The 25,159-nt window shown below is 66.9% G+C and carries 23 protein-coding genes; 14 read left to right on the top strand and 9 right to left on the bottom strand.

The annotated features are described in order from the left end of the window. Window positions 1-56 precede the first annotated feature (56 nt). A complete protein-coding gene (locus CBY09_RS19985) occupies window positions 57-1,283 on the top strand; it encodes a helix-turn-helix transcriptional regulator (protein ID WP_240515797.1) in 1,227 nt (408 codons plus the stop codon). A gap of 174 nt (window positions 1,284-1,457) precedes the next feature. After that, on the top strand, window positions 1,458-1,961 hold the full coding sequence (coaD, locus tag CBY09_RS19980; RefSeq protein WP_094291322.1) for a pantetheine-phosphate adenylyltransferase: 504 nt from the start codon (window positions 1,458-1,460) through the stop codon (window positions 1,959-1,961). Window positions 1,962-2,047: 86 nt separating this feature from the next. Here the strand turns inward: coaD and CBY09_RS19975 are convergent, their stop codons facing one another. Continuing rightward, on the bottom strand, window positions 2,048-3,007 hold the full coding sequence (locus CBY09_RS19975; protein WP_205734179.1) for a LysR family transcriptional regulator: 960 nt from the start codon (window positions 3,005-3,007) through the stop codon (window positions 2,048-2,050). 112 nt (window positions 3,008-3,119) lie between these two features. Between CBY09_RS19975 and lysA the strand changes: the two genes are divergently transcribed. Both lysA and CBY09_RS19965 read left to right on the top strand, forming a co-directional pair. Continuing rightward, complete coding sequence (gene lysA, locus CBY09_RS19970; RefSeq protein ID WP_094291321.1) at window positions 3,120-4,364, top strand: diaminopimelate decarboxylase; 1,245 nt, start codon at window positions 3,120-3,122, stop codon at window positions 4,362-4,364. A gap of 179 nt (window positions 4,365-4,543) precedes the next feature. Continuing rightward, window positions 4,544-5,230 carry an N-acyl amino acid synthase FeeM domain-containing protein gene (locus CBY09_RS19965; RefSeq protein ID WP_094291320.1) on the top strand — a complete coding sequence of 229 codons (687 nt, stop codon included), beginning with the start codon at window positions 4,544-4,546 and terminating at the stop codon, window positions 5,228-5,230. Between the two features lie 19 nt (window positions 5,231-5,249). Here CBY09_RS19965 and CBY09_RS19960 read toward each other — a convergent pair whose 3' ends face one another. The 4 genes from CBY09_RS19960 to CBY09_RS19945 form a co-directional block, all read right to left on the bottom strand. Continuing rightward, on the bottom strand, window positions 5,250-6,263 hold the full coding sequence (locus CBY09_RS19960; protein WP_094291319.1) for an NAD(P)H-dependent glycerol-3-phosphate dehydrogenase: 1,014 nt from the start codon (window positions 6,261-6,263) through the stop codon (window positions 5,250-5,252). A gap of 219 nt (window positions 6,264-6,482) precedes the next feature. Beyond that, entirely contained in the window at window positions 6,483-6,941 is a 459-nt protein-coding gene (gene secB, locus CBY09_RS19955; protein ID WP_094291318.1) for a protein-export chaperone SecB, read from the bottom strand. Window positions 6,942-7,048: 107 nt separating this feature from the next. Beyond that, entirely contained in the window at window positions 7,049-7,309 is a 261-nt protein-coding gene (gene grxC, locus CBY09_RS19950) for a glutaredoxin 3 (RefSeq protein WP_063458839.1), read from the bottom strand. A 78-nt stretch (window positions 7,310-7,387) separates the two neighbouring features. Beyond that, window positions 7,388-7,795, bottom strand: coding sequence for a rhodanese-like domain-containing protein (locus CBY09_RS19945; protein WP_094291317.1), 408 nt, complete (start codon window positions 7,793-7,795; stop codon window positions 7,388-7,390). Window positions 7,796-7,882: 87 nt separating this feature from the next. Between CBY09_RS19945 and gpmA the strand changes: the two genes are divergently transcribed. The 4 genes from gpmA to CBY09_RS19925 all read left to right on the top strand — a co-directional run bounded on the left by gpmA (window position 7,883) and on the right by CBY09_RS19925 (window position 11,577). Further along, window positions 7,883-8,626, top strand: a complete 744-nt coding sequence (gene gpmA / locus CBY09_RS19940) for a 2,3-diphosphoglycerate-dependent phosphoglycerate mutase (protein ID WP_094291316.1) — start codon at window positions 7,883-7,885, stop codon at window positions 8,624-8,626. A gap of 121 nt (window positions 8,627-8,747) precedes the next feature. Beyond that, window positions 8,748-10,184: a S41 family peptidase gene (locus CBY09_RS19935; RefSeq protein WP_094291315.1), complete on the top strand. Its 1,437-nt coding sequence runs from the start codon at window positions 8,748-8,750 to the stop codon at window positions 10,182-10,184. A 103-nt stretch (window positions 10,185-10,287) separates the two neighbouring features. Further along, window positions 10,288-11,037 carry a HesA/MoeB/ThiF family protein gene (locus CBY09_RS19930; protein ID WP_094291314.1) on the top strand — a complete coding sequence of 250 codons (750 nt, stop codon included), beginning with the start codon at window positions 10,288-10,290 and terminating at the stop codon, window positions 11,035-11,037. Window positions 11,038-11,154: 117 nt separating this feature from the next. Continuing rightward, window positions 11,155-11,577, top strand: a complete 423-nt coding sequence (locus CBY09_RS19925) for a response regulator (protein WP_094291491.1) — start codon at window positions 11,155-11,157, stop codon at window positions 11,575-11,577. Between the two features lie 129 nt (window positions 11,578-11,706). Here the strand turns inward: CBY09_RS19925 and CBY09_RS19920 are convergent, their stop codons facing one another. Further along, entirely contained in the window at window positions 11,707-12,339 is a 633-nt protein-coding gene (locus CBY09_RS19920; RefSeq protein WP_094291313.1) for a response regulator, read from the bottom strand. A 120-nt stretch (window positions 12,340-12,459) separates the two neighbouring features. Here CBY09_RS19920 and CBY09_RS19915 point away from each other — a divergent pair, with 120 nt between their 5' ends. From CBY09_RS19915 to CBY09_RS19890, 6 genes are all read left to right on the top strand, one after another. Continuing rightward, window positions 12,460-13,863, top strand: a complete 1,404-nt coding sequence (locus CBY09_RS19915; RefSeq protein ID WP_094291312.1) for a sensor histidine kinase — start codon at window positions 12,460-12,462, stop codon at window positions 13,861-13,863. Between the two features lie 263 nt (window positions 13,864-14,126). After that, a complete protein-coding gene (locus tag CBY09_RS19910) occupies window positions 14,127-14,291 on the top strand; it encodes a DUF1328 domain-containing protein (RefSeq protein WP_082836264.1) in 165 nt (54 codons plus the stop codon). Window positions 14,292-14,370: 79 nt separating this feature from the next. Beyond that, window positions 14,371-14,763: a hypothetical protein gene (locus tag CBY09_RS19905; RefSeq protein WP_094291311.1), complete on the top strand. Its 393-nt coding sequence runs from the start codon at window positions 14,371-14,373 to the stop codon at window positions 14,761-14,763. Between the two features lie 129 nt (window positions 14,764-14,892). Beyond that, on the top strand, window positions 14,893-15,210 hold the full coding sequence (locus CBY09_RS19900) for a BON domain-containing protein (RefSeq protein ID WP_094291490.1): 318 nt from the start codon (window positions 14,893-14,895) through the stop codon (window positions 15,208-15,210). A 255-nt stretch (window positions 15,211-15,465) separates the two neighbouring features. Continuing rightward, window positions 15,466-16,623, top strand: a complete 1,158-nt coding sequence (locus CBY09_RS19895) for a zinc-binding metallopeptidase family protein (protein ID WP_094291310.1) — start codon at window positions 15,466-15,468, stop codon at window positions 16,621-16,623. Window positions 16,624-16,725: 102 nt separating this feature from the next. Further along, window positions 16,726-17,685, top strand: coding sequence for an alpha-E domain-containing protein (locus CBY09_RS19890; protein WP_094291309.1), 960 nt, complete (start codon window positions 16,726-16,728; stop codon window positions 17,683-17,685). On the opposite strand, the gene CBY09_RS19885 is transcribed toward CBY09_RS19890, so the two are convergent. From CBY09_RS19885 to CBY09_RS19875, 3 genes are all read right to left on the bottom strand, one after another. Continuing rightward, a complete protein-coding gene (locus CBY09_RS19885; protein WP_094291308.1) occupies window positions 17,651-18,637 on the bottom strand; it encodes a transglutaminase family protein in 987 nt (328 codons plus the stop codon). The two genes, CBY09_RS19890 and CBY09_RS19885, sit on opposite strands and share 35 nt — an antisense overlap. Before the next feature lie 144 nt (window positions 18,638-18,781). Then, window positions 18,782-21,448: a circularly permuted type 2 ATP-grasp protein gene (locus CBY09_RS19880; RefSeq protein WP_094291307.1), complete on the bottom strand. Its 2,667-nt coding sequence runs from the start codon at window positions 21,446-21,448 to the stop codon at window positions 18,782-18,784. 161 nt (window positions 21,449-21,609) lie between these two features. Then, window positions 21,610-25,107, bottom strand: coding sequence for a transglutaminase family protein (locus tag CBY09_RS19875; RefSeq protein ID WP_094291306.1), 3,498 nt, complete (start codon window positions 25,105-25,107; stop codon window positions 21,610-21,612). Between the last annotated feature and the right edge of the window lie 52 nt (window positions 25,108-25,159).

The following is a 25,159-nucleotide window of genomic DNA, read 5'->3' as shown; positions in this document are numbered from 1 at the left end:
ATGATGTGCAGAAGCGTTGCCCCTACCATCCGCTGTTTTTTTCTGAAAGGCCCCCGTTGCACCAAGCCTTGGGCGATCTGCTGGGTTCTGTCGCCGACGACGCGCGTTGGGGCGACGCCCTGGCCCGTTATGCCGCCAGCTTTCGTGCGGACCTGCTCGGCGGCGCCTTCCTGGCCCGCGATCTGGACCAGTTGGCGCAGTGGGGGGCGGAATTTGCCGCCCACCCGGTGGCTGACTACTGGCTGCAGTCGCCATCGAGCGACGGAGCGCCCGCGTTGCTGGCCATGGGCGTGACACCCGAGGCGGCGCAGCGCTACGCCACGCACTACCGCCTGCAAGACCCGCTGTGGGGTGACGCCATGGCGCAGCGTGCGCAACTGGGCGCTGCAGCGGGCGTCTGGGTGGCGACGGACGCGCCAGTGCAGGCCATGCGCAGCTTTCGCCGTACCGAGATCTACAGTGACTTCCTGCGCGAGTACGGCATTGGCACCCGCATGTTCGGCGGCAGCCAGGGCGCATCGCACCCGGTAGGCAATCTGTTCCTGTCGGTGTACCGCCAGGGCGACGACGAGGGCTTTGCGCCTGAAGAGGTGGGCCGCTTTCGGGCTGAGTTCGGCGGCGTGCAGCGCGCGGCCTATCTGCACCGTGAGATGCAGGCCCTGCGCGCGCGCACCCAGGGCCTGGAGTCGCTGATGGAGCAGATGCCCATGGGGCTTTTGTTTTTTGACACCGCAGGCCGACTGCTGCATGCCAATGCCCGTGCCCGGCTGTTGAGTGCCCGGCCCGAGAGCATCGCGCTGCGCACGCTGCAGCGCGGGCCAGTGCTGGCCAGCACGGCCGATGCGGCGCTGCGCGCGCTGTTCCTGCAGTCGTTGCAGGGACGCAGCGGCTGTATGGAGTTGCCTGGCCCAGACGCCGGTCTGCTGCTGGTGACGCTGCCGCTCAGCGATCTGGCCGCGCTGGGCCTGCACCACCGCGCCCCCGGTGTGGCCTGGGCGGTGCTGGAGCGCAGCCTGGGCGCTGAGGCGGCCGTGGCCCTGGCCCGTCAGGCCTACCGCCTGAGCCCGTCGGAGTCGGACCTGCTGCTGGCCCTGATGCGTGGGCAGACCCCGCAGGACTTTGCCGATGCACGTGGCTCCCGCATATCGACGGTGCGCACCCAGATGAGCGCCCTGTTGGCCAAGACACGCACCCAGCGCCAGCAAGACCTGGTGGCGCTGGTGGCCCGGCTGATGCTGCTGGCGCCGGGACAGGTGTCCTTGCAGGACATTCCCGTGGTCTGAGGGGTTGCTTGGGGGGCGCTCTGTCCCGTTCGGGGTGCCGGGCCTGGCATGGGCGCCGCTAGTTCATGTTGCACTGCACTGCATAATGCGCGCACGCGGCCCGGTGGGCCCTGCGGGGGGAATGCCCCGGGGGCCGGGGGCCAACGTCATTCGCCAGACAGGAGACAACCAGCCATGGCCCAGAACGTGCTCGCCGTGTACCCCGGAACCTTTGACCCGATCACTTTGGGCCATGAAGACGTGGTGCGCAGGGCCACCCAGTTGTTCGAACGTGTGATCGTGGCCGTGGCTGCGGGCCACCACAAGAAGACCCTGTTCTCGCTGGAAGAGCGCATCGAGATGGTGCGCGAGGCCGTGAAGATGTATCCCCAGGTGCAGGTCGAGCCCTTCTCGGGCCTGCTGCGCGACTTTGTGGTGTCGCGCGGCGGCAAGGCTATGGTGCGGGGCCTGCGCGCCGTGACCGACTTTGACTACGAGTTCCAGCTCGCGGGGATGAACCGCAGCCTGATGCCGCAGGTGGAAACCGTGTTCCTCACGCCCAGCGACAAGTACCAGTTCATCAGCAGCACCTTTGTGCGCGAGATCGCGGTGCTGGGCGGCGAGGTGACCAAGTTCGTGTCGCCCTCGGTCGAAGAGCGGCTGGCCGTCAAGGTGCGCAGCCTGGCGGCGCCGGGCTGACCGGCTCTGCGGTTGGTGCCGCTTTTTGTACAAAAAATGGCCGTTTCCGCGCGGTGGTAAAGCGTTTTTAGCTATATAAATAATAGCTATTCATCCTGTTGTGCCAGGCGCTGCGCAATGGCGGCGGCTTCGGCCCGCAGGGCCTCCAGCATGGGCGCCACCTCGGGCAAGGGCGGGCGGTACAGCGGCAGCAGCGCCGTCACGCTGAACGGGATTGAAAATGCCAGGGGCCGCAGCACCAGCTGGTCGCTGGCGGCGGCCAGGGCGGTCACCGGGTTGACGATGGCAATGCCCAGGCCTTGCTCGACCATGGCGCACACTGCGGCGGCGCTGTGGGTTTCCACGCGCAATGTGCGCTCCACGCCCGCCTCGGCAAACCGGGCGTCGATCAGGCGGCGGTAGGGGTCGTCGGCCGACAGGCTCACAAAGAATTCACCGGCAAAGTCGGCCAGTTGCAACACCGGTTGACCTGCCAAAGCGTGGTGGGCGGGCAGCACGGCCACCTCGTCCAGCGTCAGCAGCACTTCGGCGCGCGTGCCCGGTGGGGCGGTGGTCTGCTCGCACAGGCCCAGGTCAAACCGCTGGGCACTCATCCATTCTTCGAGCAGGGGCGATTCCTGTGGAGTGACAGACAGGCGTGCACCCGGGTGCGCCTGCATCAGGCGCGCAGCAGCGCCCGGCAGCAGCGCGTGGGCGAGCGCGGGCAGACACAGCACCGACAACTGCACCGCACCCGACCGGCCGAGCGCCACGGCCCGGTCCACCACGCGCTCCAGCCCCTGCCAGGAGCGTTGCACCTCGTCCCACAGCGCCAACGCCCGCGCGTTGGGGCGTAGTCGGCCCTGCACGCGCTCGAACAGCGCATAGCCCAGCAGCGACTCCAGCCGCGCCAGCTCGCGGCTCACGGTGGGCTGCGAGCTGTGCAGGAGGTCGGCCGCGCCCGTGGCGCTGCCGGCGGTCATCACGGCGCGGAAGACCTCGATGTGGCGGTGGGTGATGCGGTGGGCGGTACGGTGATTCTGTGGGGGCTCGGTCATGCCAGTCATGTACAGAGCATATCCATATTGAATGGATGGCGTAAATCAAAGCATTCGACTGAATACGTGGATGGCGGCATCATCCGCGCATCGTTCACGCCTTCTGCCTTCGGAGCCTTCCATGTCCAACCCCTTCTCCCCCGCCCAGCTTTGGGCCTTGGCCGACCAGTTTGGCACCCCGCTGTGGGTGTATGACGCGGCCACCATTCGCCAGCGCATTGCGCAGGTGTCCAATTTCGAGACCATCCGCTTTGCGCAGAAGGCCTGCTCCAACATCCACATCCTCAAGCTCATGCGCGAGCAGGGCGTGAAGGTGGATGCGGTCTCGCGCGGCGAGATCCTGCGTGCGCTGGCGGCAGGTTATCTGGCGGGGGGCGAGCCGTCGGAGATCGTCTTCACCGCCGACCTGTTCGACGCCGCCACGCTCGACTGCGTGGTGGAGCATGGTGTGCCGGTCAACGCAGGCTCCATCGACATGCTGCACCAGCTGGGCGCGCGTTCGCCGGGCCATGCGGTGTGGCTGCGCATCAACCCCGGCTTTGGCCATGGCCACAGCAACAAGACCAACACGGGTGGCGAGCACAGCAAGCACGGCATCTGGCACACCGACCTGCCTGCGGCGCTGGCGGCGATCAAGCAGCACGGCCTGAAGCTGGTGGGCCTGCACATGCACATCGGCTCGGGCGTGGACTACAGCCACCTGCAGGAAGTGTGTGGCGCCATGGTTAACCTGGTGCGCACTGCGCATGCGGCGGGGCATGACCTGCACGCCATCTCGGCCGGTGGTGGCCTGTCCATCCCCTACCGCAGTGGTGACCCGGTGGTGGACACACAGCACTACCACGGCCTGTGGGACGCCGCGCGCCAGCAGGCCGAGGCCATCGTGGGCCACAAGCTGGGCCTGGAGATCGAGCCCGGCCGCTACCTAGTGGCGGAATCCGGCGTGTTGCTGGGCCAGGTGCGCGCCACCAAGAACGCGGGCAACAACCACTTTGTGCTGGTGGATACCGGCTTCAACGAACTCATGCGCCCGTCCATGTACGGCAGCTACCACGCCATGAGCGTGCTGCGCCGCGATGGTACCCAGGCGGCAGAGCAGCCCAGCGTGGTGGCGGGCCCGCTGTGCGAATCGGGCGACGTGTTCACCCAGGGCGATGGCGGCGTGGTGCTGCCGCGCGACCTGCCCGCTGCGCAGGTGGGCGATCTGCTGGTGATCCACGACACTGGGGCCTATGGCGCCAGCATGTCCTCCAACTACAACACCCGGCCCTTGATTGCCGAGGTGCTGGTGGATGGCGGCCAGGCCCGCCTGATCCGCCGCCGCCAGACGGTGGACGAGCTGCTGGCGCTCGAAGCCGGGCTGTAACGCCTGGCTGTGGGCCGCCGGGGCGGCTCTGCCTTGCCATTGGCGAATGCGGCGCCACCGTTGGTCGGGAGCCACCTCGGCCGTTGGTGCAGGTGTTGCGGGATGCGGCTACGCTGGCTGCTTCCAGCGCTCCGGCTTGTCGTGTGCCGGGGCGCGAGTCCCCGTCCACGGAGCCTGTCATGCCCGCAGAAGAGCAGACCATTGTCGAGCTGGCCTACCCCGGCGAGTACCTGAGCCGCCTGGGCCAGGCGGAAACCAAGACCTGCAAGATCCGCCTCTCGCGCAAGGGCCAGGGCCTGCTGGCGCGCATGTATGCCAGCCGGGGCTACAACATGCAGGCCACCCTTTCGCACGACTGCGACATGAGCAGCCTGGTGGTGCAGATCGACGGGCAGGCCCAGGGCACGATCTCGGTCCGCATGGACGATGGCTACCTGGCCGCAGAAGAGCATTACCCCGAATACATCGCTGCGCTGCGCCAGCGGGGTGCGCGCATTTGCGAAATGGGCAAGCTCGCGATGGACCCGGGTGTGCGCTCCAAGCATGTGCTGGGCGCCATCTTTCACATCGCCTGGATCACGGCCTTCCGCGCCCGGCGCGCCACCGACCTGGTCATCGAGGTGAACCCGCGCCATGCCCCGTTCTACCGGCGCATGCTGCGTTTTGACCTGCTGGGGCCGGAGCGCATGTGCGAGCGGGTGGGCGCACCGGCCGTGCTGCTGCACATCAGCGCAGAAAAGGGGCGCAACCTGATCAACCAGTTTGGCGGGCAGCCGCAGCTGTCGAGCGATGAGCGCAGCTTTTACCCGTATTTCTTCCACCCCGACGATGAAGAAGGGCTGCTGCGGCGCCTGTCGGTGGGATGAACCCCCGGCGCGGCCTAGGTCAGAGTTCGCCCTTGGGGCCGCGCCCCATGAGCTGGGCCACGGCCTCGGCCGGGCGCAGGCGGCCATCGAGCAGGGCCACTGCTGCCTCGGCGATGGGCATGTCCACACCCAGGGTCTGCGCACGCTGCACCACGGTGCGGGCGCTGTAGACGCCTTCGGCCACATGGCCCAGGGATTCCACCGCCTGCGCCAGGGTCTGGCCCTGTGCCAGCAGCATGCCCACGCGCCGGTTGCGCGAGAGGTCGCCGGTGGCGGTCAGTACCAGGTCGCCCAGGCCGGACAGGCCCATGAAGGTGTCGGGCCGCGCGCCCAGTGCCAGGCCCAGCCGCGTCATCTCAGCCAGGCCGCGCGTGATGAGTGCGGCGCGGGCGTTCAGCCCCAGCGCCAGCCCGTCGCACAGGCCGGTGGCGATGGCCAGCACGTTTTTGACCGCACCGCCCACTTCCACGCCCACGATGTCCTCGTTGGCATACACGCGCACGCTGGGGCTGTGAAAGGCGTTGACCAGCGCATCGCGCACCTGCGCATGGGGGCTGGCAGCCACCAGCGCGGTGGGCTGGCCCAGCGCCACCTCTTGCGCAAAGCTCGGGCCGCTGAATACGCCTGCTATCAAATTGGGAGCTATCAGCGCTTGCACCTCATGCGCCAGCAGCCCAAAAGAGGCTGAATCGGCCCCCGCAGGCACGGCTTCAAAACCCTTGCACAGCCAGGCCACGGGCGCGGTGCAGCCCGCCAGCGCCTGCAGCATGCCGCGCAGCGCCGCCATGGGCGTGGCCACAATGACCAGATCGGCACCGGGCAGTAGCGTGCCCAGATCGCCATCGGCCACGGAAAGAGAAGGGGGAAAGGCGATGCCCGGCAGGTAGCGGGTGTTCTGCGCTTCTGTGCGCATGCTCTGCGCTTGGGCTGCATCGCGGGCCCAGAGGGTGACCGCATGCCCGGCGGGGTGCTGGGCCGCGCTCATGGCGACGGCCGTGCCCCAGGCGCCAGCGCCGAGTACTATGATTTTCATAGCTGCTTGCGCTTATGTATCAGGCGATAGAGGCCAAAAATGGCATTAATTTCAAGGACCCACTGCGCTGTGCTTTGTCGGCCGTCCGTGGAACCGGCGCGGCCCAGGCGCGGTAGCCGCGGAACTGGCTTTGCCAGGCCGCTGGCTGCGTCCCCCTCCCGTAGCGCGCAGCGCGCAGAGAGAGGGGGAAGGCGCGAAGCGACTCAGGGGGTGTTTACATCACTGCGCGATGATGGGCGAAGCTTGGCCAGCGGCCTGCGCTTGCTGTTGCTCGTACATGGCCTGGAAGTTGATTTCGGCCAGGTGCACGGGCGGGAAACCAGCGCGGTTGATCACGTCGGCCACGTTGCCACGCAGGTAGGGGTACACGATCTGGGGGCAGGCGATGCCCATGATGGGGCCCATCTGGTCTTCGGGCACATTGCGGATCTCGAAGATGCCGGCTTGCTTGGCTTCGACCAGGAACACGGTCTTGTCCTTGATCTTGGTCTGCACCGTGGCCGTCACGGACACTTCAAAGATGCCTTCGGCCACGGGGGTGGCTTCCACGCCGAGCTGGATGTCCACGCTGGGCTGCTCTTGCTCGATCAGGATGGCGGGGGAGTTGGGTTGCTCCAGCGACATGTCCTTGAGGTAAACGCGCTGAATCTGGAACACGGGGTTTTCTTGGTCGGCCATGGTTGACAAGTCTCTCTGCGAGGGGGTTTCGGCAAAACAAAACCCGCCGGGGAGCAGCTCCCGCAGCGGGCACATGGGGCTGCATTATGCAGCGCCCAGGGGTGGAGTCAGGCGGCGCCCAGCAGGGGCATCAGCTCGCCACGGCTGTCCAGCGCCACCAGATCGTCATGGCCGCCCACGTGGGTGTCGCCGATGTAGATCTGCGGCACCGTGCGGCGGCCAGTGATCTCCATCATGTGGCTGCGCGCGGCGGGGTCGGTGTCGATGCGGATCTCCTCGATCTGCTCCACGCCCTTGGACTTGAGGATCTGCTTGGCCCGGATGCAGTAGGGGCAGACGGCGGTGGTGTACATCTTCACGGGTTGCATGGCAAACCTTCCTCTTTCTTCCTGTGGGGCTGAAAAACCAGCGGCAAGCGTAGCGCTGACCGAATAACTGGGGGCGGATCAGGCTTTTTCCACAGGCAGGCTGGCTTCGCGCCAGGCTTTCAGGCCGCCGGCCATGGCCTGGGCGTTGTCGTAGCCCAGCTTCTTGGCGATGGCCACGGCGCGGTTGGCGCGGGCGCCGCTGGCGCAGACCAGCACCACGGGCAGGGCCTTGTTCTTGACCACGGTGGGCAGGCGCTCTTCGAGCTGGCCCAGAGGCACGTTCTTGGCGCCGCCCACATGGCCAGCGGCGAATTCCTCGGTCTCGCAGACGTCGATGACCACGGCTTTTTCGCGGTTGATGAGCTGCACGGCGCGTGCGGGCGTCAGCGAGCCGCCACTGGCGTTCTTGAGGACCGGCCACAGCAGCATGCTGCCCGAAGCCAGTGCAACAAAGATCAGATACCAGTTGTCGATAATGAATTTCACGAAGTTTCCTTGGGTTGGCGAACGGCGTAATTCTAGAATGCTGGGTTTTGGCCCGCTTTCTTTTGACCCGCCTTTCCTGGGGAAACCATGTACAAGCTCGTTTTGATCCGCCACGGCGAATCCACCTGGAACCTTGAAAACCGCTTCACCGGCTGGACCGATGTGGATCTGACGCCCACCGGCGTTTCCCAGGCCATGTCGGCGGGCAAGCTGCTCAAGGCCGAGGGCTACGAGTTCGACCTGGCCTTCACCAGCGTGCTCAAGCGCGCCATCCACACTCTGTGGTACGCGCTAGACGAGATGGACAGCACCTGGCTGCCCGTGGTGAAGGACTGGCGCCTGAACGAGCGCCACTACGGCGCCCTGCAGGGCCTGAACAAGGCCGACATGGCCAAGCAGTACGGCGACGAGCAGGTGCTGGTGTGGCGCCGCAGCTATGACACCCCCCCTCCTGCGCTGGAAGCCACCGATCCCCGCAGCGAGCGCGGCGACCGCCGTTACGCCAATGTGGCGGCCGAGAACGTGCCCCTGACCGAATGTCTCAAGGACACCGTGGCCCGCGTGCTGCCGTTCTGGAACGAGGCCATGGCGCCCGCCATCCGTTCGGGCAAGCGCGTGGTGGTGGCCGCGCATGGCAACTCCATCCGTGCGCTGGTGAAGTACCTGGACAACATTTCTGAGTCCGACATCGTGGGCCTGAACATTCCCAACGGGATTCCACTGGTATACGAACTCGACGCCGACCTCAAGCCCATCCGTCACTACTATCTGGGTGACGCAGAGGCAGCTGCCAAGGCCGCCGCCGCCGTGGCTTCGCAGGGCAAGGCGTAAATCGTTGGTAAAGGCGGGGAAAAACCCCGCTGATCGCCGCCAAAGTGAGCATCCATGCGGAACTGCGGCGGGTTTGGCCCTTCCAAGGTGTATATTGGTTTTGATGCGGTAAAGGTGTTGTATGGGCCAAAAACTCAAGATTGCAGGATGGGTGTCAGTGGGTGTGGTGGCGGGTGCGCTCACCACGGTGTCACTGCAAACCGTGGCGCGCGGTGCCATGACACCGCTGCCGCTGGAAGAAATCCAGCAGCTGTCCGCCGTGTTTGGACTGGTCAAGACCGACTATGTGGAGCCGGTGGACGACAAGAAGCTCATCACCGATGCCATCTCGGGCATGGTGTCCAGCCTGGATCCGCACTCCCAGTATTTCGACAAGAAGTCCTTCAAGGAATTTCGCGAAGGCACCTCGGGCCGTTTTGTGGGGGTGGGCATCGAGATCACGCAGGAAGACGGCCTGATCAAGGTGGTTTCCCCCATTGAGGGCTCGCCGGCCTTCCGCGCAGGCCTCAAGACCAACGACCTGATCACCAAGATTGACGATACCGCCGTCAAGGGTCTGGCGCTCAACGACGCCGTCAAGCGCATGCGCGGCGAGCCCAACACCAAGGTCACGCTCACCATCTTCCGCAAGGACGAAGGCCGCACCTTCCCCGTCACCATCACGCGCGAAGAGATCAAGACCCAGTCCGTCAAGGGCAAGGTGATCGAGCCTGGCTACGCCTGGATCCGCCTGTCGCAGTTCCAGGAACGCACGGTGGATGACTTCGTGCGCAAGGTGGAAGAGGTCTACAAGCAGGAGCCCAACCTCAAGGGCCTGGTGCTGGACCTGCGCAACGACCCGGGTGGCCTGCTGGATGCTGCCGTGGCGATTTCGGCCGCCTTCCTGCCCGAGAACGTGACCGTGGTGTCCACCAACGGCCAGCTGGCCGACAGTAAGGCCACCTACAAGGCCTCGCCCGACTACTACCAGCGACGTGGCGGTGGTGACCCGCTCAAGCGCCTGCCCGCTGCGCTCAAGTCCGTGCCGCTGGTGGTGTTGGTGAACGAAGGCTCAGCCTCGGCCAGCGAAATCGTGGCGGGCGCATTGCAAGACCACAAGCGCGCCACCGTCATGGGCAGCCAGACCTTTGGCAAGGGCTCGGTGCAGACCGTGCGCCCCCTGGGGCCGGACACCGGCATCAAGCTGACCACGGCGCGTTACTACACCCCGAGCGGCAAGTCGATCCAGGCCAAGGGCATCGTGCCTGATGTGATGATCGACGAGTCGGAAGAGGGCAGTCCCTTTGCTGCCCTGCGCATGCGCGAGGCCGATCTTGAAAAGCACCTGGGCAGCGGCCAGGGCGAAGAGAAGAAGGACGAGGCGCGCGAAAAGGCCCGCGAGGACGCCCGCAAGCGCCTGGAAGAGGAAGCCAAGAAGCCTGCCGCTGACCGCAAGATCCCCGAGTTCGGCACCGACAAGGACTTCCAGCTGGTGCAGGCGCTCAACCAGCTCAAGGGCCGCCCGGTGCTCGTCAGCAAGACCCTGACGGAACGCAAGGAAGAAAAGAAAGAGAATTGAGCCTTTCGCGCTCTGCTCTGCGGGCTGGATTTCGCGAGGAATCCAGCCTTTTTCCTTTCCTCTCCGTGTTTCTGCCCTGCCACCTTTTGGCGCCCGACTCCCCATGACCGACGACCAGCTCCTGCGCTATTCTCGCCACATCCTGCTCGATGAAATGGGCATCGAGGGGCAGGAGCGGGTGCTGGCGGCGCACGCCCTCATCATCGGCGCGGGAGGGCTGGGGTCTCCGGCGGCGCTCTACTTGGCGTCAGCCGGTGTGGGGCACATCACCCTGGTGGACGATGACGTGGTGGACCTGACCAACCTGCAGCGCCAGATTGCACACACCACAGCGCGGGTGGGGCTCCCCAAGGTGGATTCGGCTGCCGAGGCCATTGCGGCCATCAACCCCGAGGTGCGGGTGACCCGGCTGAAGACCCGGGTGGACGCGGCGGCCCTGGAGCGCCTGGTGCAGGACGCCACGGTGGTGCTCGACTGCTGCGACAACTACACCACGCGCCACGCGGTCAATGCCGCCTGTGTGCGCCACGGCAAGCCCTTGGTGGCGGGCGCGGTGATCCAGTTTGACGGCCAGATCACCGTGGTGGACCCCCGCGATGCACAGTCGCCTTGTTATGCCTGCATCTTTGCGCCCGACGCGGAATTTGAAGAGGTGCGCTGCTCCACCATGGGCGTGTTCGCCCCGCTGGTGGGTGTGGTGGGGGCGATGCAGGCGGCCGAAGCGCTCAAGCTGCTGGCAGGCATCGGGCCCTCGCTGGCGGGCAGGCTGCTGATGCTGGACGGGCGCTCGATGGAGTGGAACACCCTGCGTGTGCAGCGTGCTCCACAGTGCCCGGTGTGTGCGGCGCGGTAGGTAGGACTGCTCCTACAACCCCAGCCTGTGGCCGCTGGCAGAATCCGGACACCCCAACGCTTAAATTCGGGGTGAGAGCAGCGTGCCCCTGCGCTGATCGCCAACATGGACCCGTCTGTGAAGCTGCGCACCTACATTGTTGAAGACAACGCAACCATCCGTGAGAACCTGATCGGGACTCTGGAAGAGTTGGCGTCTGTGGAAGCCGTGGGTGTGGCAGAAACCGAAGACGAAGGGACGCAGTGGCTCTCCACCCATAGCGAGCAGTGGGATCTGGCCATCGTCGATCTGTTCCTGCGCCAAGGCAGCGGGCTGGGGGTGCTGGCCGCCTGCCGAACCCGCCGCCCGGGGCAGAAGATGGTGGTGCTGAGCAACTATGCCACTCCCGATGTGCGCATGCGCTGTGCGCAGCTGGGAGTGGATGCCGTGTTCGACAAGTCCAATGAAATCGATGCGCTGGTGGACTACTGTGTGCTGCACAGCAGCCACCCGCCCGGCGTGGACGCGAGCGGCTCTTTGAGCCCGCCTTCGGGCGCGTGACGCCTGTGCTGCAGGCGCATGGGCGAAATGCAGCACATCCGCTGGAGCCCGTGCCAATTCACCTTGTCCGCTTCAGCCAACCTCGCTTGGACCCGTGGCTACCCAGGCCCCAGGCGAAGCCTCCCCATGTCAATCAATCAGGCGGTTCTTGAGCGCGTAGTAGGTCAGGTCGCTGTTGGACGACAGACTCATTTTTTCCATCAGGCGCGTGCGGTAGGTGCTCACAGTCTTCACGCTCAGCGACAACGACTTGGCGATATCGCCAGCCGTCTCCCCCTTGGCGAGCTTGAGGAACACCTGGAACTCGCGTTCCGAGAGCTGCTCATGGGGCGGTGCATCGTCCTTGCGGTTAAGTTGCTGCGCCAGCAACTCGGCCACGGTGGGGGTCAGGTAGCGGCGGCCCAGCGCGATGGTGCGGATGGCTTCCACGATCTCTGCAGGCTCGCACTCCTTGTTCAGGTAGCCGCTCGCGCCCTGGCGGATCAGGTTGATCGCATAGTGTTCCTCGGGGTAGCCGCTCAGGATCAGGATGCCCATGTCGGGGGCCTTCGCACGCAGCATGGCCAGCGCGTCGAGCCCGCTCTGGCCGGGCATCGACAGGTCCATCAGCAGCACGTCGATTTCCTTGTTGCGCACCAGGTCGATGGCTTCGCGGCCGTTGGCGGCTTCGCCTTCGACCCGCAGATCTACATGCTCCGACAGAAACTGGCGCAGGCCGGAGCGAACAATTGCATGGTCATCCACAATGCCAATCTTGATCATTGATGTTTCTTTCGTGGGGCAGCCGCTGTGCTGCCGGTGCGTGTGGGTGTGCGGCGGTCCGGCATGTGCAGGCACAGACAGAACCATGTCAGGTGATGGTCCATTATCCAGAATAAGCCTATGAATCTCCAGGAAAACACCCAGCGCTGGCTGCCCAAGGTCCGCAAGATGGCGCTGAGCCTGCCCATGGCCTTGCTGGCCGCCATGGTGCTGGTGGGAATCAATGAAACAGGGCACATGCGGTCGCAGGATGCGCTGGAGCAGATGGCGCAGAACATGGCCACCCGGGGCGATGTGAACAAGCTGCTGCAGAGCATGCTGGACGCGGAGACTGGCCAGCGGGGCTACCTGCTGACCGGCAACGAGACCTACCTGGAACCCTACGACAAGGCCGTGGCCACCGTGCAGACCAATCTGGACCGGTTGCGCAGCCAGTTCATGAACTCGCCGGACGACATGCAGGAGTTTGCGCTGCTGTCGCGGCAGATTTCGCGCAAGCTTGCCGAGATGGAGCTGAGCCTGCGCCTGCGCCGCAAGGGCAATGAAGACGCCTGGAAGTTCATCCTGAACACGGACGTGGGCAAGGAGCACATGGAGGCGATTCGCACCCATGCGCAGGAGCTGATCGCGCGCAGCGACCTGCGCCTGTCGCAAGGCCAGCAGCAGATCGAGCAGTCGCTCACGCTGTCGCGCATCGGCATTGCCACCGTCACGGTGATTGGCCTGCTGGCCTTCTACATGTACCTGCGCCAGGCCCAGGCCGTGCAGGCCGTGAACCTGCGCGAGCAGGCGCTGCTGGAGCGCGAGCGGGACCGCCTGGAGGGTCTGGTGCGCGAGCGCACCGCCACGCTGTCGGAGCTGGCCAACCACCTGCAGCAGGTGCGTGAAGAAGAGCGGGGGCACCTCGCGCGCGAGCTGCACGACGAACTGGGCGCCTTGCTGACCGCTGCCAAGCTCGACGTGGCCCGCCTCAAGTCCAAGATCAACGCCACCGCGCCGGATGTTGCAGAGCGCCTCAAACACCTCACGGACACCCTCAACAGCGGCATCGCACTCAAGCGCCGCATCATCGAGGACCTGCGCCCTTCGTCCCTGTCCAACCTGGGGCTCACCGCTGCACTGGAGATCCTGACGCGCGAGTACGCCGAACGTGCGGGCATCGAGGTGGAAACCAGCCTGGAGGCCGTGCAACTGCCCGATGCCACCCAGCTCACCGTGTACCGCATGGTGCAAGAGGCCCTGACCAACATCGGCAAGTACGCCAAGGCCAAGAAGGTGCTGGTGTCGGTGCACGCCCACCCCACCCATGTGGCGGTGCAGGTGCGCGACGACGGGGTGGGTTTCGACCCCGCCACCGTGCGCCCCACCTCGCACGGGCTGGCGGGCATGCGCCACCGGGTCGAAGCGGCAGGGGGGCGGCTGGCGCTCACCTCGCGCCCCGGCAATGGCACCTTGCTGTCGGCAGTGCTGCCGCTGCAGCGCGCGCCTGTGGCGGCGCAGGCCATCGCGGCCCTGGGCGACTGAAGACTCTCCGCCTCTCAGGCTCCATCAATCCGCCACGATCCGTGGGGGCCACATGGGCCCCAGCGCACGCTGCGCCGTCGCGCGCCTGCACTGGCCGGCTGTGGCGTTCTGTCCTACAGCGCCGCCGCAGAGGCGCCGACAGTCGCGCGCGCCGGGCACCGGCAGCTGTGGGAGGGCCTGCTGCCTACAGTGGAGTGCAGGCGCTGAGGTTCTCACGCCATCCCAACGCCGGTGTTCCGGCCACCCACAAGGAGATGGAAAAAATGTTGCACTACGCAGTCGTCTTTCTGGTGATCGCCCTGGTCGCCGCGCTCTTTGGCTTTGGCGGTATCGCCGCTGGCGCCGTGGGCATCGCCAAGATCCTGTTCTTCGTGTTTGTGATCATGGCCGTGGTGACCTTTGTCCTGGGCCTGCTCAAGAAGGGGTAGGTCCCCGCACCCATCCCTGCCGGCCGCAGCGGCGGCCATCACCCGCATCACCCCAATACATGCTTCCAAGGAGCTTTTGATGAGCCTTTCTAACGCAACCCACAACCTGACCGACAACGCCCGCAACTTGGCCGACAACGTGTTGCAAAGCGCGCAAGACGCCGTGCTGGCCACCCGCGCTGCAGCAGACCAATCGCTGGACCAGGCCGAAGACACGGTGCGCGCCCTGCGCCGTCGGGCCGACCCCGCCATCGACGACCTGGCCGCCCGCGCCCAGGACTTGGCGGCCCGCAGCATTGACTATTGCGCCGACACCAGCGCCCGTGCGCGCCGCCAGATCCAGCATGCCGCCGATGCCACCGGGCGCTATGTGGCAGCACAGCCTGGCAAGTCGCTGGTGATTGCCGCTGCATCGGGCGCCGCCGTGGCCACCCTGGCGCTGTGGTTGTCCCGCCGCCGCCGCACCCACTGAGCACGGCGCCATCGGGCGAAGGCCCGGCTTTTCTCCACAGTCCACCGGTGACGGAGGGTGCCACAGACCGGTAGACTGCACATGTTCCTGCACCCGCGTTCCCAACCATTCTTGTACAAGGAAAACACCATGAAATACGCACGTGCCCTCGCTTTCGCCGCTGTTGCCGGCATCACCATCGTCACGGCCACGGGCTGCTCGGTGGCCCGCGAACAACAGACCGTGGGCTCCTATGTGGACGACGCGGGCATCACCACTGCCATCAAGGCCAAGATGGTCGAGGACAAGAACGTATCGGCCAGCTCGATCAGCGTGGAGACACTCAACGGCACGGTGCAGCTGTCGGGCTTTGCCAAGTCGCAGGCCGAGAAGAACCAGGCCGAAAGCATCGCTCGCAACACCAAACATGTGCGCGAAGTGCGTAACAGCATTGTTGTGCGGCCGTAAGCGAGGACACCCCCTGAGGCGCAGCGCGCCTTCACCCCTCTCTCATATTGCTTCGCAATCTGGGAGGGGGACGCCCCCAGCGCGGCGGGGCGGCCCTTGCGCGGGGGCACTGGCATTAGCCACCCCCATTGCAAAGGGCAAGACGAATCAGCGGGCCCGGCTTTGCCATTGCGGCATGGCCTGGAGTTCCATTGGCATGGAAGACCCTCTATTGAGCCCACTGTCGCATGGCGTCTGGGGTTAAGCTCAATCCATATGCGGGTATTCAATTGCGACCACTGTGGTCATCTGGTGTTTTTTGACAGCGTGCAGTGCCTGCACTGCGGCAATGCGCTGGCGTTCTTGCCCGATGCCCTGGTCATGGCGGCCCTGGCGCCTGCGCCGCAGCAGGGCCCCGGGCTGTGGCAGCGGGTGGGGCCAGGCGGGGGCGGCGCGCTTTACCGCATGTGCCAGAACCACACCGAGCACCAAGCCTGCAACTTTGCGGTGCCCGCTGGCGATGCGCAGGCGCTGTGCCCCTCGTGCCGCCAGACCCGGTCAATGCCCGATGTGTCGGAGCCGGCCCACATGGGCCGCTGGATGCAGATCGAGAGCGCCAAGCGGCGGCTGTTCTACAGCCTGGCGCGCCTGGGCCTGGAGCCCGCGCCCGGGCGCAGCGGCCCCGTGTTCGACCTACTGGCCGAGGAGCCAGGAGGCCCGCCGGTGCTCACGGGCCACCACAACGGCACCATCACGCTCAACGTGGCCGAGGCAGACGACGACGAGCGCGCGCGCCGCCGCATTGCGCTGGGCGAGCCCTACCGCACGCTCATCGGCCACCTGCGCCACGAGTCGGGCCACTTCTACTGGGACCAGCTGGTGCGGGACGGCGGGTGGCTGGACGGCTTTCGCCAGCGGTTTGGCGATGAGCGCCAGGACTATGCCGCCGCGCTGGAGGCCCACTACGCCAAAGGCAACGATGGCGGCGACTGGGCCACTAACCACGTCAGCGCCTATGCCGCCGCCCACCCCTGGGAGGATTGGGCCGAGACCTGGGCCCACTACCTGCACATGATCGACCTGCTGGAGACATCGGCCAGCTACGCCACCGAGGTCACCGTGCCCGGCATCTACGGCGCGCAGCACAGCCGGGCCGTCGATCCCTTTGGCTCCCCGGCGCCCGACTTCGACAGCATGCTGCGCCACCTCGTGCCCCTCACGCTGTTGCTCAACAGCCTCACGCGCAGTCTCGGGCAACTGGATGCCTACCCTTTTGCCCTGGCCGAGCAGGCACTCGCCAAGCTCCGTTTTGTGCACGACGTGGTGCGCGCCGCAGGCCAGCAGCCGGCGGCTCCCGCAGCAACGGCGGCCACACTGCCGCAGGCCCCCGCACCTGTGGCGCCATCTGTTATCAAAAAGATAGCAAAAAAGTGAATAGGGGCAGGCGGTAGCGCCTATTTTTGCTCAGTATGGGTGGTTGGGGCCTGGAATTTGCTTGGTGCGAGCAGCGACACAGACCCCAGGAAGGACATCCCCATGTTGAGCCGCACTGCCGACCACCTGTTCTGGATGGCGCGCTATACCGAGAGGGCGGAGAACACCGCCCGCATGCTGGATGTGAACCACCAGAGCGCGCTGTTGCCCCAGTCCGCCGACGTGGCCCTGCAGGGCTGGCAGGGCCTGCTGTCCATCAGCGAACTGCTGCCCGCCTACACCGCCCAACACGGCGATGTGAACCCCGCCAAGGTGCTCGACTTCATGGTCAAGGACCCGGCCAATCCCTCGTCCATCGTGGCCTGCCTGCAGGCCGCGCGCGAGAACGCGCGGGCCGTGCGCGGCGCGCTCAACACCGAGGCCTGGGAGATCCAGAACCAGACCTGGTTGGAGGTGAACCGGCTGATCGCCAGTGGCGCGCTGGAGAGCGACCCGGCGCATTTTTTTGAATGGGTGAAGTTCCGCTCGCACCTGTCGCGGGGTGCCACGGTGGGCACGATGCTGCAGGACGAGGCCCTGCACTTCATGCGCCTGGGCACGTTTCTGGAGCGGGCCGACAACACGGCGCGCCTGCTGGATGTGAAGTTCCACGCGGCGCAGAGCGACTTCATGGGGGCGGCCACCGCGCAGGACCAGGACCATGACTTCTACCACTGGAGCGCCGTCCTGCTGAGCGTCTCGGGCTTCGAGACCTACCGCAAGGTCTACCGCGACGTGATCACGCCCGAGCGCGTGGCCGAGTTGCTGATTCTGCGGGCCGACATGCCCCGATCACTGCACGCCTGCATGAAGGAGGTGCTGGGCAACCTCGACATGCTGGGCAGCAGCCAGTCGGGCGAGACGCAGCGGCATGCGGGGCGGTTGTTGGCGCACCTCAAGTTTGCGCGCATCGACGAAATCTTCACCAACGGCCTGCATGCCTACCTCACGCAGTTCCTGGAGCGGGTGAACGACCTGGGCGCGCGGATCAGCCGGGATTTCCTGGTGCCCGCGGCAGTGTGAGGGGTGCGTCTGGTGTAGTCAGTGCAGCGGCCGCAGCAGTAGCGGCCGTGGCTTCGGGCACCGGCTCCACCGTCACCCCCACCTGCAGCACATGGTGGTCGCCGCCATGGATCACGCCGCGCAGCGGCGACACATCGGCATAGTCGCGCCCGATGGCCAGCGTCACATAGTCCTCGCCCGCAGCGCGGTCGTTGGTCGGGTCCAGGTCCCACCACGCCGCGCTGTCCGGCGCATCGCCGTCCTGCCCGGCCGGTGGCGACCACACCGACACCCAGGCGTGCGAGGCATCGGCGCCGACCAGCCGGGGCTGGCCCGGTGGGGGCGCGGTCAGCAGGTAGCCGCTCACATACCGGGCTGCCAGTCCCAGGCTGCGCAGGCAGCCGATCATCACATGGGCAAAGTCCTGGCACACGCCCCGGCGCAACCGCAGCGATTCGAGTGCGGGCGTACCCGCGTCGGTGGCGTGAGCGGTGTAGGCAAAGTCCGCGTGGATGCGCGCCATCAGGTCGCGTGCTGCCTCCATCAGCGGGCGCCCCGGCGAAAAACTCGCCTGGGCATAGGCCACAAAGTCGGCGTGCCGGGGGATGTAGGGCGAGGCAAAGCTGAATTCGGTGGCCGGGTGGTAGGGCATGCCCCGCCGGTAGATCAGCCGCTCGCGCACTGCCTCCCAGGGCTCGCCGGGTGGGGCGGGCGGCGGCGGGGTGGTCTCCAGCAAGGTCTCGGCACGCACAAGCAGCCGCTCGTGGGTAAAAGGCAGGCTGAAAAACGCGCGGGTGTTGCCAAACACGTCCTGCGTGGCTTCGCACTGGGCCGGGGCGGGGTCGATCTGCAGCGCGTGGGTGAGCACGCGCTGCACCACACCGGTGCGTGGCCGCAAATGGGCCATGTGCTGGGCGTTCTGCACTGCGGGCGTGTACTGGTACACCGTTTCGTGGATGACGCGCAGTTTCATAGGAATCCAGGCTTGGAGACTGAAGGCTGTGTGTGAAACCGGCACGCCCGAGGCCAGGGCAGCCGAGCAAGGGCCGCCCCGCAGCGAGGGCTGCGTCCCCCTTGAGGGGGAAGGTGCCGCAGGCGAATCAGGGGGGGGAGCACTTCAAGCCCCCACGCTGTGCCGCAGCGCGTCGGCCGAGTGGGTGAAATAGCGCGTGGCCAGCAGATCCGACAGGCCCATCACGCCCCGCACACAAGCCCCCAGGTATTGCTCCAGTGCGGCGTACCGGCCCTCGGCGTCCTGGGCGCACAAGGTCGCCAGCGACAGCTCGGACGCTTCGGGAATGCCTGTGGCGGCCGACTCGCCCGGCGTGCCTGCAGCCGCCTCGATCTTGGCAATGCGCCCGCGCAGCGTTTGCGCCACCCAGGCCAGCGACCGGGGGTTGTCGCGGTCGATCACCAGCAGGTCCAGCAGCGCGGGCATGTCGCGCCGCTGCTGGTACTGCGCGTGGAAGGTGATGGTGCTGTCAAACAGCCCCGTCATGGCCTCGAAGCCACTTTCATCGAACACTGCCCCGGTCTGCAGGCCGCCCTCCAGCGCCGCCGCCAGAAAACCCAGGCGCTCCAGGTGGCGGCCGATGGACAGCAGCCGCCAGCCATCGTCGCGCGTCATGCGGTCGGTCTGCTGGCCTGTCATGGCGGCGGTGCGGCCGCTCAGGGTTTCGAGCTGGCGCAGGGCCTCCAGCGGCGAATAGTCGCCGTCGTCAGTGCCGCCGTTGCCATTTGGGCGCTGCGCAAAAAACTCGGCTTCGGTGCTCACGATCAGGTGCCAGTGCTCCTGCGACAGGCGGTCGCGCACGGCCGATGCTGCCCCCAGGATGCCGCGCAGGTTGTAGCCCACGCTGGTGACCAGCGCGGGCTGGGTGAGCCCGGCGATGAGCGAGCGCTCGAACACCCGCCGGGCCTGCGTGGCGGGCGGCACCGACGGCAGCACCAGGCCCTGGCCCACGGCCAGGGTGCTGAGCCAGGCCAGCAGCGGCTGGGACGACTGGTCTTCCCCATTGAGGCACTGCAGCGCAATGCGCGCCAGGCGCGTGACGTTTTCGGTGCGTTCGGTGTAGCGGCCCAGCCAGAACAGGTTCTCGGCCGCGCGGCTGGTCACCTGGCGGCTGCGGTGCACCACGGCCGGGGCGCTCTGGTTGTGTGCGAGCAGCGTGGTGGTGTCCACCGGGCCATCGGTCTGCACCCACACATCGGCGCTGCTGCCGCCGCGCTGCATCGAGGCGATCTCGCGCTCGTCGGTGGCAATGCGCGCCAGCCCGCCGGGCAGCACGCGCCACGAGCCGGGGCCGTCGCACACGGCAAACACGCGCAGCATCACCGAACGCGGGGCGATGTGGCTGCCACCGCCACCATTGCCACCACCGCCTTCGGTGCGCCAGGTGGGCATCTGCGACAGCGGCAGGTAGGCCTGCACGGTGTATTCGTCGCCCTGGCCCTGGATGCGTTCCGTCCACCGGGCCAGGTCCTGCGGCGACAAGGTGCCGCCCAGCACGGGCGGGCGCTGCAGGCTGGGCCAGGTGGGCCGGATCACGCTGTGGGGCAGCTGGGGCAGCACGGCCTGCTGGGCTGCATGTTCGCCGCACCACCAGGTGGGCAGCGAGGGCAGGGCCAGCTCCTCGCCCAGCAGGTGGCGCGACAGCGCAGGCATGAAACCCAGCATGGCCGATGACTCCAGAAAGGCCGAGCCCGGCGCGTTGGCCACCAGCACATTGCCCGCGCGGATGGCCTGCAGCAGGCCGGGCACGCCCAGGCGCGAGTCGCTGCGCAGCTCCAGCGGGTCCAGAAACTCGTCGTCCAGGCGCTTGAGGATGCCGTGCACCGGCTGCAGGCCGTGCAGCGTCTTGAGGTACAGGCGCGCGTCGCGCACGGTGAGGTCGTTGCCCTCCACCAGCGTGAGGCCCAGGTAGCGCGCCAAGTAGGCGTGCTCGAAGTAGGTCTCGTTGTACGGGCCGGGCGTGAGCAGCACGATGCGCGCATCGGCCCCCGCCGGGCTCATCTGCCGCAGCCCGTCGAGCAGTGCGCGGTAGGTGGCGGCCAGGCGCTGCACATGCATCTGGCTGAACGCCTCGGGGAACAGGCGCGAGATGAGCAGCCGGTTTTCCAGCAGATACCCCAGGCCCGATGGCGCCTGCGTGCGCTGCGTGACGACCCACCAGCCGCCCTGCGCGTCACGCGCCATGTCGAAGGCTGCAATCGGCAGGTGCGTGCCGCCCACGGGCTGCACGCCATGCATGGGGCGCAGGTAGCCGGGGTGGCCCTGCACCAGCGCGCTGGGCAGCAGGCCCGTGCGCAGCAGCTCCTGCGGGCCATAGACATCGGCCATCACGCGGTCGAGCAGGCGGGCGCGCTGCAGCACGCCGCGCTCGATAAGCGCCCAGTCGTGCTGCGACAGGATCAGCGGGAACAGGTCCACCGACCAGGGCCGCTGCGGGCCGTCGGCGTCGGCATAGACGTTGTAGGTGATGCCGTTGTCGCGCACCTGGCGCTGCAGGCTCGCCATGCGCCGATCCAGGTCGGGGAAGCCTTCAGGCCCCAGTTGTTCAAAAAAATCGGCCCATGGGCGCGACAGGCCTTGGTTATTTGCTATTGAAATGGGAGCTGACGTGGCGCCTGCGATGCGGTCGGTGGGAGCCGTGCGCGCGGGGGCCGCAGCGCCCCGCAGCTCGTCAAAATGCCCCGCCGCAGCGGTGGGCGCCAGCGCAGCAGCCAGCTGGGCCGCGCTTTCGGGGAGGTCGGTGGGCAAGAGGCGGTCGTTGGGGTTTGTCACTGCACTCGATTTTCGGGTATTTGGTCTCCGGCACTCTGCGGGTTACCCACCCCCGTCGAAAACGGCACGGCCCAGGCCAGAGATGCCGAGCAAGGGCCGCCCCGCAGCGAGGGCGTCGTCCCCCTTGGGGGGAAGGCGCGCGGCGACTCAGGGGGGCTTCTCTACGGCCTCATTTTTCGCCGCAGATCCAGCGTGAACGGAAACTCCCGGCTGCCCGGCAGCTCGATGGTCGCAGGTGGCACCGCCAGCCGCCCCGGCGTGTGCCCCATGCGCGAGAAGCGCGCCAAGCGGCGGCTTTCGGCCTCGTACGCGTTGACCGGGAAGGTGTCGTAATTGCGCCCGCCCGGGTGCGCCACGTGGTACTGGCAGCCGCCCAGCGAGCGGTTCATCCAGGTGTCCACAATGTCGAACGTGAGCGGTGCATGCGCGCCAATGGTGGGGTGCAGGGCCGAGGGCGGGTTCCAGGCCTTGTAGCGCACGCCCGCCACAAACTCGCCGGTGGTGCCGGTGCTTTGCAGCGGCAGCGGCTGGCCGTTGACGGTGACCACATGGCGGCTTTCATTCATGCCCGTCACGCGCACCTCGATGCGCTCCAGCGACGAGTCCACGTAGCGCACGGTGCCGCCCGCAGAGCCTTCTTCGCCCATCACATGCCAGGGCTCCAGCGCGTTGCGCAGGGTCAGCTCCACGCCCATCGATTTCACCGTGCCGACCATCGGGAAGCGGAACTCGAACTGCGGCGCAAACCAGGCGGGGTCGAATGCATAGCCTGCGGCGTTCATCTCGGCCACCACGTCGTGCATGTCCTGCTGGATGAAGGTGGGCAGCATCCAGCGGTCGTGCAGCTCGGTGCCCCAGCGGGCGGCGGGGGCGCGGTAGGGCGCCTTCCAGAAGCGGGCGATCAAGGCGCGCAGCAGCAGTTGCTGCACCACGCTCATGTGGGCATGGGGCGGCATCTCAAAGGCGCGCAACTCCAGCAGCCCCAGGCGGCCCGTGCTGCTGTCGGGCGAGAACATCTTGTCGATGCTGAACTCGCTGCGGTGCGTGTTGCCCGTCACATCCACCAGGATGTTACGCAGCGTGCGGTCCACCAGCCAGGGCGGCATGTCCTGGCCGTAGATCGCGCGGTTGGCCTCGATCTCGCGCAGGGCGATCTCCAGCTCGTAGAGCTGGTCGTTGCGTGCCTCGTCCACGCGCGGCGACTGGCTGGTGGGGCCGATGAACAGGCCGCTGAACAGATAGCTCAGGCTCGGGTGGTTGTGCCAGTACAGCAGCAGGCTGGCCAGCAGCTCGGGCTTGCGCAAGAAGGGCGAGTCGGCCGGTGTGGCGCCGCCCATCACAAAGTGGTTGCCCCCGCCGGTGCCGGTGTGGCGGCCATCGGTCATGAACTTCTCGGCCGACAGGCGCGTCTCCCACGCGGCCTGGTACAGAAACTCGGTGTGCTGCACCAGCTCCTTCCAGTGGCTGGCGGGGTGGATGTTCACCTCGATCACGCCAGGGTCGGGCGTCACGGCCAGCACCTTCAGGCGTGCGTCGCGCGGCGGCGGGTAGCCTTCGAGCACGATCTTCATGCCCAGCTCTTCGGCCGTGGCCTCGATGGCGGCCAGCAGGTCCAGGTAGTCGTCCAGGCGTGCCAGCGGGGGCATGAACACGTACAAAACGCCGTACTTCTCGCCCACCTTCTCGGCCTTGGGGCCGCTGGCGCGGCGCGGGTCGCGCACCTCCACACACAGGGCGGTGCGTGACAGGCCTGCGGCCGACTGGAACTTGCCCGGGGGCTGCACGCCCGCATGGGGGTCGGGTTGCCCTGCCTGGCGCGCGTGTTCGCCGCCCGCAGTGCCTTGCGCCATGCGGCGTGCCTCGCCCGGTGCGGTGGCGCCCGCCAGGTAGGGCAGGTCGCGGTCGCCGGTGACAGGGCCCGCTGGAACGGAATACCGCGCACGCAGCGTGGTCGCAGCGGCCAGCGGGCCCTGGGGTGCAGTCGGGTCTTGCGGGATCAGGTGATCGGTGTCCGACGCCTTCACCCAGGGCAGGGCGTCCAGCGGCAGGCGGTAGCCCATGGGCGAATCGCCGGGGATGAGCAGCATGCGGTCGTCGCGGAAGAACCACGGCCCCGTGCTCCATACGCTGCCTGCCAGCGTGCCATTGCCTACGCCCGCCTGCAGCGGCAGCACATAGCCCACCACGCTGTCGAGCTTTTGTTCGAACACGCGGCGCAGGCGGGCGCGCTCCAGCTCGTCGTCCAGGCGTGCGTCAAACGGGTCCACGTTGATTGGCAGGCGCCGCTCGCGCCACAGGTAGTAGAAGGTGTCTTCGTACCCTGGCTGGATGTAGCGATCAGTGATGCCCAGCTTGCGCGTGAGGTGGCGCACAAAACGCTCGGCGTCGGCGCTGGTGTAGTGCGAGGGGTCGCGCTCGTCGGCAAACAGCGCGGGGTTCTGCCACGCGGGCTGTCCATCAGAGCGCCAGCAGATGGACAGCGCCCAGCGCGGCAATTGCTCGCCCGGGTACCACTTGCCCTGGCCAAAGTGCAGAAAGCCGCCCTGGCCGTATTCGGCGCGCAGCTTGTGCGTGAGTTCGGTGGCAAAGCCGCGCTTGGTGGGGCCCAGCGCGTCGGTGTTCCACTCGGGCGCGTCGCGGTCGCCCACGGCCACAAAGGTGGGCTCGCCGCCCATGGTCAGGCGCACATCGCCCGCCACCAGGTCGGCGTCCACCTGCTCGCCCAGCGCCAGCACGGCCTGCCACTGGTCTTCGGTGTAGGGCTTGGTCACGCGGGGCGATTCGTAGATGCGCGTCACGCGCATCTCGTGGCTGAAGTCCACCTCGGCTTTGTCCACGCCGCCTTCAATCGGCGCGGCGCCAGAGGGCTGGGGGGTGCAAGCCAGCGGGATGTGGCCTTCGCCCGCCATCAGGCCGCTGGTGGCGTCCAGGCCAATCCAGCCTGCGCCGGGCAGATAGACCTCGCACCAGGCGTGCAGGTCGGTGAAGTCGTGGTCGGTGCCGCTGGGGCCGTCCAGCGCCTTCACGTCGGGGGTCAGCTGGATCAGGTAGCCCGACACAAACCGTGCCGCCAGCCCCAGGTGGCGCAGCAGTTGCACCAGCAGCCAGCCCGAGTCGCGGCACGAGCCGCTGGCCTTTTGCAGCGTCTCCTCGGGCGTCTGCACGCCGGGCTCCAGGCGGATGAGGTAGCGGATGTCTTGCGACACCTGCTGGTTGAGCTTGACCAGGAAATCGATGGTGCGCTGCTTGCTGCGGTCGATCTTGTCCAGATACGCCTGCACCAGCGGCGTCATCGGCTCGGTGGCCAGGTAGGGCGCCAGCTCCTGCTGCACATCGCTGTTGTACTTGAAAGGGATGTTCTCGGCCTCGGGCTCCAGGAAGAAGTCGAAGGGGTTGTACACCGCCATTTCCACCACCAGGTCCACCGTGACCTTGAACTCACGCGTCTTCTCCGGGAAGACCAGCCGCGCCTGGTAGTTGGCAAACGGGTCCTGCTGCCAGTTGATGAAGTGCTGCGCGGGCTCGACCTTGAGCGAGTACGAAATCACATTGCTGCGGCAATGGGGCGCAGGCCGCAATCGAATGGTCTGCGGCCCGAGGCCGACCAGCCGGTCGTATTGGTAATGCGTGACGTGGTGGAGCGCGGCGTGGATGGGCATATGCAGCCCATGCTAGCAAGTCCCGAGCCATCGCGGGCAACTATTCCGGGGG

Origin of the sequence: Acidovorax kalamii (assembly GCF_002245625.1) — a bacterium.
Taxonomy (GTDB): Bacteria; Pseudomonadota; Gammaproteobacteria; order Burkholderiales; family Burkholderiaceae_C; genus Acidovorax; species Acidovorax kalamii.
Note: the sequence above shows the minus strand (reverse complement) of the source record. Positions and strands in the feature narration are given on the sequence as shown.